General features: G+C 62.7%; 3 protein-coding genes and 1 pseudogene. 2 read left to right on the plus strand and 2 right to left on the minus strand.

Features of this window, described 5'->3' with window-relative positions; translation table 11 throughout:
• Positions 1 to 49: 49 nt before the first annotated feature.
• On the minus strand, positions 50 to 436 hold the full coding sequence (locus FHD68_RS16465) for an IS3 family transposase (RefSeq protein ID WP_127898088.1): 387 nt from the start codon (positions 434 to 436) through the stop codon (positions 50 to 52).
• A gap of 1,727 nt (positions 437 to 2,163) precedes the next feature.
• Between FHD68_RS16465 and nadE the strand changes: the two genes are divergently transcribed.
• On the plus strand, positions 2,164 to 3,702 hold the full coding sequence (gene nadE / locus FHD68_RS16470; protein WP_127898089.1) for an NAD(+) synthase: 1,539 nt from the start codon (positions 2,164 to 2,166) through the stop codon (positions 3,700 to 3,702).
• A 561-nt stretch (positions 3,703 to 4,263) separates the two neighbouring features.
• Positions 4,264 to 6,780, plus strand: a complete 2,517-nt coding sequence (locus FHD68_RS16475; protein WP_127898090.1) for a calcium-binding protein — start codon at positions 4,264 to 4,266, stop codon at positions 6,778 to 6,780.
• Between the two features lie 28 nt (positions 6,781 to 6,808).
• Here FHD68_RS16475 and FHD68_RS16480 read toward each other — a convergent pair.
• Positions 6,809 to 7,328 (minus strand): annotated as a pseudogene (locus FHD68_RS16480) (transposase family protein); the annotation flags it as partial.

A 7,328-nucleotide genomic window follows, 5' to 3' on the forward strand; every position in this document is an offset into this window, starting at 1 on the left:
CCCTATATCCATAATCAGAGGTGGCTCACTTCTCGATGGAAAACCCGGCTCAGTTCTGGGTGGAAATCAACAGAACACGGTCTGATTCGAGGATGTTCGAGATCCGCCAAGATGGAACCTTGCGCGTGTGCCAGTCCATGATCGCCATGAGGTAGAGTGAGGCATGAGCCGTCACCGGTTCGAGGCCATGCCGAGCGCCACGCCGCACCGGCAGGGGGGTGATGTCCGGGCGCCAGACCTGGTTCGGACGTTCCACCGGCAACTCTCTTAGCAGATATGGATAGGTCTTGTGGCCCCATGCCGGCCTGCTGGTATTGGGTTTCTGGTAGATCGGCATCAAGCGCATCAGCCGCCGAATCCGCTTCTCGTTCACCCAGTGACCGTCGTTACGCAGCTGCCGGGTCATTTGCCGGACGCCGAAGAACGGGGTCTCCAAGGAATTGCTCGTCGATCCGCCGCATCAGGCCGAGGTTTTGTTCGGCCCGCCCTTGGGCGTGTAGGAGAAAGACGAGCGCGCGATTGAAAGCAGCTTGCACAGCGCAGCGCTGGCACGAGGGCGGTTATGGTAAAATACAGGCTGGAATTGCCGCTATCAAGCTGCACGTCCGGCTTTTGCCCCATCGTCACGCCCATCGCGTGTTGGACTCTGTCATAACACTTGACCTGCCCCGCCATGGTGGTCCCCGAGGTCCCGCTGGCAAGGCGGACCGTCTCGTGGGGGATGGTGTCGGCGACTGTCGGACTGCCGGCCACCATCGTCACCGCGGCCAGCCATGCGATAGGTCGTCTCATCACGTCGTTCGTTCCTGTTGGACCCAAGGGTTCCAGCGCGCATGGGATCGTCGGACATTGCATGTCGTGAATCATCGTCCTTATGGCCACACCAACAGTGCAGCCTGTCCGAAGGCGGACGGTGCCATGGTCCAGGACCGTCCACAGCGAGGTAAGGGGCGAAGTCTTCGGGGTCAGCGCGAACCGTGTGCTGGTCCTTGATCCAAGCCGTCGGCGCACCACGGTCCAGCGCGGCCGGCCATCGCCGCCCTATCTGGCGGACCTTCTGACAGTTCCCCGCGCCGCCCTGCGGCAGGCCTGTCGATTGAGCGATCTGCCGGCGGAGTTGACCCGCTGCGGGCAGGTGCCCCGGATGCCGAAGGTCGCGGATCAGCGGTGCGTGATCAGCGAGACACCGTCGCTGGCTGAACATGGGGCCGCTGGGGCTGTCGCGGACCAGACCTTCGGGCATCTGTCCGCCCTGCTTGCTGATGCCCCAAGCGATCTTGGGGCCAGCCTTACCGCGCCCACGGGGTGCCCCGTGTCGGGCGGGGCGGCGCAGGGTCGGGCAGTCGATCGAACTGATGCATGCGGTCCATGCCGAGCCGGTGGGCATCATTGCGATTTGTCGCAGGCTGAACTGCAGCCCCAGATCGTTGCAGCTGGCGTTTGGGGAATGCGGAGTTCCCGCGCCGCGCAACTGCTTGGCGCAGGCCCGCCTGTATCATGTCCGTGCCGATCTGCTGTCCGGGCGGACGAATGTGACCTAACCCGCCGCCGAGGCGGGCGTTGTCCACTCAGTTCGCTTTTCCCGACAGTGCCATCGCAGGTTCGGAGTGTTCCCGGCACGGACATTGACGCACCATTGACGAAAGGGGCGTGGGGCAGGCGTTCGACCGGACGCTTCGCATGACAAACTCCGGTTGCGGTTCGTCGATCTTCGAGCGCATTCGGGCGTTCGTCTGTCCGCTTTACGAAGTTCCCTTTGACGGCGCCCCGACTTTGCCCCGGCCTTTAGATCGCATCGGCGTCCTTGGCTGTGACCAGCGGGCGTAATAGAAGTCATTCCGCGCGGCAGCCGGAATGCTGCTGGGGCTAATTGAGCGGTCTTTGCTTTTGAGCATCGTGCCACGAGCAGGGTGATCGAAAGGCGGGTTCTACGGCGGCTCCTTTACGTCGCAGTGATAAAATCTGAAAACTCCTGCGGCTCGCCCCGAGGCGGCGTCTCAAACGCTGATGATTGGGACGCAGTATTGTCCGGATTGGCAGTCAGTGCCGCCTTGGGATCATGCGACCGCATAGCGGGCACCGGGGTTCGAAGTCCGTCCGGTTGCGCGGGAACAAAATGCTCCTTTGGATGGGTATACGGGTCCAATCCAAGGCAGGTGCACCATGTTGGAAACGGAAATTCTGAACCTTTCGCGACAGGACCGGGCAGGGGCGCTGTCGCCTTGGTTCGCGCGTAAATTCGCCGAACAGGTGAAGGACGGCCTGTTTCTTCCCGCGCCGGCGTTGCAGCGGGTGCAGGATCACCTGATCGGTCAATTGCAGGACTATCGCCTGCAGGCCGGGGTTGGAGCGGCGGTCCTAGGGATGTCGGGTGGCGTCGATTCGGCGCTGACCGCGGCGCTGCTCAAGGCGGCGGGCTGGCAGGTCATCGGACTGACCCTGCCCATCCATCAGGTGCCGGAGGAGACCGACCGCGGCATCGACGCCTGCAAGGCGCTGGGCCTTGAACACTTTCACCTGGATCTGTCAGCGGAGTACGACGCCATGGTGTCCGCCATGGCCCGACTGCACCCCGGCATCGCGACCGCCGATGATGACGGGGCACGCACCCGTCGGGGCAACCTGCGCGCCCGATTGCGCATGATGACGCTTTACGACCAGGCTCACCGGCTCGGGGGCCTGGTCGCCAGCACGGACAACTTTTCGGAGCTGGGGGCGGGCTTCTGGACGCTGCATGGCGATGTGGGCGATCTGGCGCCGGTGCAGGGTCTGCTCAAGTCGTGGGAGATTCCGTGGCTGGCCCGCAATAGCGGCGTCCCTGAGCACACGTGGCGCGCCAAGCCGACCGATGGGTTGGGAATAGGTGCCGGAGACGAGGCGCAGATCGGCGCGACCTATCTGGAATGGGACATCGTGGTCTTTACCCTGGATCAGGCGCGCAAGGACGGTCCCGACATGGATATGGCCGATGTCCAGCCGCGCTTGGGGACAGACGACGATCCGCATGCGCAGAGGATCGTGTCGACCGTCGTGACGCGGCTGGGACGGACCTGGTTCAGGCGCGTCAACCCCATCAATCTTGCGCATCCGAAAGCCGATCGGCTTGCGCTGATCGACCGGCTGGACGAAAGGCTGTTCCGCCCCGCCATCCTGCGCAGGCAGCGGGTGGACATCGGGTTTCCCGACGATCTGCACGCGTCCGCCGGCACGCTTTGCAAGCTGCTGGAGCGGCGTTGTTGCCGCGTGGTGACGGCGGAATCCTGCACAGGCGGCCTGCTTGCTGCAAGCATCGCGGGCGTGTCAGGCAGTTCCTCCGCGCTGGAGGGAAGCTTTGTCACCTATGCCCCGTCGATGAAGGTAAATGCGCTTGGGGTCTCCGCACAGCTGATCCAAGAGCGCACGGTCTATGACCCGCAGGTGGCCCGGCAGATGGCCACAGGTGCGCTGGATGCGGCCCCCGGCGCCGGGCTGGCGCTGGCGATCACCGGCGTGGGCGGTCCGGACGACGATCAGGGTAAGCCGGCGGGATATGTCTGCATTGCGGCCTGCCTTCGCAGGGACGCACCCGTGGTGAAGGAATGTCAGTTCGCGGGCGCGCCTGACGTCGTTCTGACCAAGGCCATCGGTGCCGCGTTGCAGTTGGGTATTTCCCTGCTTGATAGCACAGCAGGCGCGGGCGTGGATGCAGGCCAGAGCGTGTAACGGTGCGGCGTCGCGGATGCGCCTTCGCGATGCCATATCAGGCGCATCTTTAGGCGCAGCTTTTGGGCGAAGCGCTGTCTCGCACAAAGTGTTGGTTTGTTCTGAAGAACTATGGCTGTCACCAGCATTCGCGACGCTGAATCCTCGCACCATAGATTCATTCGGAACAACCTTCTGGATACAGCGCCGGCGCGGACGCACAGCAGCGGCACCTATTTTGCGCGCCCCATTCATCGCAAAGCGGCCGAAAGCTGCTTGAATTCCAAGAATACTCATAATTTCAAAAGGCTACGATGATGGAATGCGTCATCGTCAGGTTTCAGCGAAAGGTGCGGGGCCGAGTTAGCGTACAGGTTGGGCAATGCTCAGCAGCGGCCACTGCGATGTAGGCCTAGGTCGCAAGTCTGATGCCATGTCGAAATCCGCTGCGTCTTCACGGTTTATCAAGGGCTCTTGCATAGCGTCGATCGGGCCGACGCATCAGACCACGCGGATCGGCGCATGCGCGTCGACAGGCACTCCTTCGGCAACAAGCGCAGGTCAGGCTTGAAGGAGACCGCCTTGTCACTCATCACGGACGCTCATTTCGGCGCGAACATCATCTTGACGCGGGACAGTCTGAAGGATGGCCAGCCCTTTGCCGAAACCCTCAAGGAAATCGACTTCTCGGGGTTTCGCTATCCCGGCGGCGGCGTGACCGAGGATCAGACCTGGGCGAATGGCGGACTGGCGCGGATGTTCGGCGATCCGATCGAACCCGGCAGCGAAAACTATGTCATGACCATCAACGAAGCGTTGGAATATGCGTCCTTGACCGGCAAGGCGATGACCGTGGTCGTGCCGACCTTCCAGTTCTATGACAAGCAGGGGGGCGTCTTCGATCACTCGGGGTTCGACCGCTATGTCGACAGGCTGGAGACGGCGTTGAAGGCGTTTCCCGACGCCGTGGTCAGGGACCTGGAAATCGGCAACGAATACTGGGGCAGCAAGGCCTGGGGCAGCCTGACGGGCCATCAATACGGCGCGATCGCCAATGCGCAGATCCCCAAGCTCAACGACATGATCGAACGGCTGTCGGACGACATGTCCGACTGGCATGCCCCAGGCCTGGGCGTTCAGGCAGGGGTCCAGTGGCGCGCGACGCAGGGCGCGGACAGCAGATGGACCGCGGACGGGCCGCAGGAGTCCACGGACATCATCTCCAAGATCTCGCTGGAACATCGCGGAATGATCGACACGGTCTTTCAGCACAGCTACCCGGATGCCAGCACGATCACCCAGAACCTGAACTGGGCGATCCGCCCGATGGAGGTCTTTGAGCGGTTCGAGGGGTTCTCCAGCGATCTGAAGTTCTCGCTCTCGGAATTCAACATCGGCGCGAACACGGCCGTCGGCATCGACCAAGGTGCGGCGTGGATCGACGCGTTCTCAAAGGCGGTGGATCTTGGCGTTGATTCGATCGACCATTGGGGCATCACCTATGACTGGTTGTCGAACAAGTTCTATGACACCCGGTTTCCCACGGCGGAGAGCGACGGCGGACAGATCGTCGCGATCGCAACGCCGATGGGGCAGATCTACGACATCGCGCAAAGCCATCTGGTCGGAAAGACCACCATGACCGATGCCAATGCCCTGCAGGACATCGCTGTGACCGACGGGATCGGCGCCTCCGGTTTCGCGGATGACAACCAGAAGATCGTCTTCCTGCACAATCCGACCAACGGGTCGGGCAGGGTCGATCTTGGGGGCATCGCTGACGGGATGCACGTCTCTGTCCGGACGCTGACGCCTGCGGATTCGCCGCATTCACCTTGGTTCGACGAATCTGCACGCACGGTGACGGGCGCGAACGGCATTGCCGACGCGCGGGCCGACATGAACGTCGTTTCCGGCCCCGGCGTTCAGGATCGCCACGATCTGAGACCGGGAGAAATGCTGGTCGTCGTGGTCTCCGATCCTCGCCGCGACCTGGTCATCGAGGGGGCGCATAACGTCACCGATCCGGCCACCGGGATGGTCGACGACCTGATCGTCGGCGGGCTGGGTCACGACATCCTGCGCGGCCATGTCGGCGATGATACGATAGAAGGGGGCGGCGGCAAAAATGTCCTGTCCGGCGGCAGGGGGGACGACGTTCTTGTGGCATCGGATCAGGGCGACGTGATCTTCGCGGATGGCGGCGACGACACCGTGACAGGCGGCGACGGCGACGACATGATCGTGGCCAGCAGCGACGACCCGCGGGATCACAGCGTCCTTGAAGGCGGCGGCGGACGAAACCTGTTCCTGGTCGGCAATGGCGGCGATGCGTCCGTCCTGGATTTTTCGACCCTGGACCATATCGGCTTTGGCGGAGCCTTCGCCGATGCGGGGGCACTTCGCGACGCATCGCAGGTGATCGACAGCGACATCGTGGTTGGGCTCCCCGACGGAAGCCAGGTCATTCTTGCCGGTCAGGCCGAGCGGATCGACATGCTTCACGAACAGGTCCTTGATTTCATGGACCATGATCGGATCGTCGAGGTGACGGACAGTTATCTGAACGGGCTGACGCATGACCAAGTTGTCGAGGTCTTTCGCCAGGGGGAGGGACACTTCGATCAGCCGGACCAGCAGGGTACGTCGATCTACTTCGACGAGCTGGAAGCGACGATGGCTCGTCTGGAACTGCGAGAGGATGACGAGGGTCTTCCGGACGACGACCTGCCCGTCCGACCGGTCGACGAAGACGACCTGCCCTACGTTCCGCCGGTTGCCGACGATCCCCACACCCCCGACCCGGACGATCCCTACGCAGATCAGGATGAGGAATCCGCCTCTGGCGGCGCCTGTTTCGTCGCAACGTCCGCCTATGGAAATCCCTGGCATCCCGACGTCGTTGCGTTGCGCGCGTTCCGCGACAACCACCTGATCAAGACGGGGGCCGGTCGCTTGTTTGTGAGGGTCTACTGGATCATCGGACCGAAGCTAGCGGCCCGCACACGGCCCGACCAATTTCATGCACGCGCCGTCCGGTCGACGCTTTCTCGGTTTGTCGCATTGCTGAGGTCGACCGATCTGACCGCTGGAAAATGATTAGTAGGGTGGGTCGCAATGACCTGCCGGGTTGAGCAATCGCTCGACGCGCGGAGCTTTCATCTCGCGCAGCGGGGCGGGCGATTGCGGTGGTGACGGCCAGCGCGTAGTCAGGCGGGGTCTGGTAATCCGAGGCCGAATGCGGGCGCTCGGTGTTGTAGTCGGCGGCCCGGTCAGCGATCACAACAGGCGCATGAGCCAGGTCGCGGAACATGGTATCATTGAGCAGCTCATCGCGCATCCGACCGTTGAAACTCTCGACGAAGCCGTTTTGCATCGGCTTTCCCGGCGCGATGCAGTGCCACTCGATCCGATGCTGGGAACACCACCGCAGGATGGCGGTCGATGTTAGTTCGGTGCCGTTGTATGAGACAATCGTTCCAAGCTTCCCTTGACGCTCGATTCGAGCCGATTGCTCTCGTGCGACGCGCCGTCCGGATATCGAAGTATCCGGGATCGCCGCGAGCGCACGGATTGAGTTGCCCCCCCGAAAGCTGGGCACTGACGTAAGCTCTGTTTTTGCTGTCTGCTGATCTTCATCACGAGGG

Origin of the sequence: Paracoccus marcusii (assembly GCF_006151785.1) — a bacterium.
GTDB lineage: Bacteria > Pseudomonadota > Alphaproteobacteria > Rhodobacterales > Rhodobacteraceae > Paracoccus > Paracoccus marcusii.

Bases quoted from the DNA above. Each gene is read 5' to 3' on its own strand.
- nadE (WP_127898089.1), top strand. From the start codon at position 2,164: ATGTTGGAAACGGAAATTCTGAACCTTTCGCGACAGGACCGGGCAGGG.